Annotated in this window: 1 protein-coding gene; it reads right to left on the minus strand. The window is 75.5% G+C overall.

Annotated features, from left to right (window positions below; all coding sequences use genetic code 11):
- Positions 1 to 37 precede the first annotated feature (37 nt).
- Positions 38 to 1,874, minus strand: a 1,837-nt coding sequence (locus tag GKQ77_RS32295) for a non-ribosomal peptide synthetase (RefSeq protein ID WP_219692693.1), incomplete at its 5' end; no start/stop codon positions are given.

Here is a 1,874-nt window from a genome sequence, read left to right on the forward strand (position 1 = left end):
GGAAGAAGGGGTCGAAGACGTCATGGTCGTCGGATCCTCACCGTTCGTGGTCGTGGTCGTGGCCGCCGGACGCGGCGTCTTCGGAGTCGGGGCCGCCGGACGCGGCGTCTTCGCTGTCGTAGTCGCCGTACGCGGCGTCCTCGCCGTACGCGCCCTGTTCGAGTTCGCTCAGCACCTGCTCCTCCACCAGCTCCGCCAGGGCGGCGACGGTGCGGGAGACCAGGACGTCGCGGGGGGTGAGCGTGACGGCGAACGCGTCGTTGGCGCGGGAGGCGATGAGCAGGGCCCGCAGCGAGTCGCCGCCGAGCAGGAAGTAGTCGTCCTCGGCGCCCACGGCCGTCTGGAGGGTTTCCTCCCAGATGGCCGCGACCGCCTCCTCGGTGGGGGTGCGGGGTGCCACGTACTCGGGCCGTTCCCGTTCCCCTTCCCGCTCCTCGGCCGGTGCCGGGGCGGGCAGCGCGGCCCGGTCGGTCTTGCCGTTCTCGGTGAGCGGGAAGCGGTCGAGGACCACGAACGCGGACGGCACCATGTAGCCGGGCAGTGAGCGCGCGGCCAGTTCCCGCAGTTCCGCCGGGACCGGCGGTTCCGCTGTCGGGGCCGCGAGCAGGTGTGCGACCAGGCGCGGCAGGCCCGGTTCGTCCTCGCGTACGGTCACCACGGCGTCCAGCACGCCCGGATGGCGGACCAGGGTCGCCTCGACCTCGCCCGCCTCGATGCGGTGGCCGCGCAGCTTGAGCTGGTGGTCCGTGCGGCCCAGGTAGTGCAGTTCGCCGGCGCTGTCGCGGCGCACCAGGTCACCGGTGCGGTACATGCGGGTGCCGGGCGGCCCGAACGGGTCGGCGGTGAAGCGGGTCGCGGTCAGACCGGGGCGGCCGAGGTAGCCGCGCGCCAGTGCCGGTCCGCTGAGCCACAGTTCGCCGGTGACGCCGTCCGGGACGGGCCGCAGGCGGGCGTCGAGGACGTAGGCGCCGGTGGCGGGCAGCGGGCGGCCGATGGGCGGTGCGCCGCCGTCCGCCGTGAGCGGCGCCGACCAGGTGGCGACGACGGTGGCCTCGGTGGGCCCGTAGGAGTTGACCATGCGGTGGTGCGGTGCCCAGCGGGCGACGAGGTCGGGGCCGCACGCGTCGGCGCCGACGATCAGCGTCTTCAGGTCCGGCAGCGTGCCGGGGGTGCCGGGCGGCAGCGTGGCGAGCGCGGCGGGCGGAAGCAGGGTGTGCGTGATGTGCCCGGCCCGCAGGACGTCGGCGAGTTCGGCGCCGAGCAGCGGCCCCGGCCGGGGGAAGACGAGCCGGGCGCCGTGCGGCAGGGACGCGCACAGCTCGAGGACGCTGGCGTCGAAGCTGGGCGTGGCGAAGGCAAGCACCCGGTCTCCCGGGGCGATCTGGTAGTGGGCCGCCTCTGCGGCACTGAACGCGGCGAGCCCGCGATGGGTGACGACAACGCCCTTGGGCGTGCCGGTGGAGCCGGAGGTGTAGATGACGTACGCCGCGTCGTCCAGGTCGAGCGGGCGGGTCCGGTCGGCGTCGGTGGGCCGGTGCCCGGGGACGCCGTCCGGCGCGGCGGCGAGCAGGTCGGCGACCTCCTGGGCGTCGAGGGTGAGGGCGGGGGCGGCGTCGCGCAGCATCAGGGCGATCCGCTCCTTCGGGTAGGCCGGGTCGACGGGCAGGAACGCGGCGCCCGCCTTGGTCACCGCAAGCTGGGCGAGGACCATCTCCGTCGAGCGGGGCAGCAGCAGCGCGACGAGGTCGCCGGGGCCGGTGCCACGGGCGATGAGCCGGTGTGCGAACCGGTTGGCGCGCTCCTCCGCCTCGGCGAAGCTCAGCGGCGCGCCGCCCGAGCCGCCCGCATCGGGCGCGTCCAGGGCACCCGGGGCG

The organism is Streptomyces anatolicus (genome assembly GCF_019400875.1).
Classification (GTDB): Bacteria; Actinomycetota; Actinomycetes; order Streptomycetales; family Streptomycetaceae; genus Streptomyces; species Streptomyces anatolicus.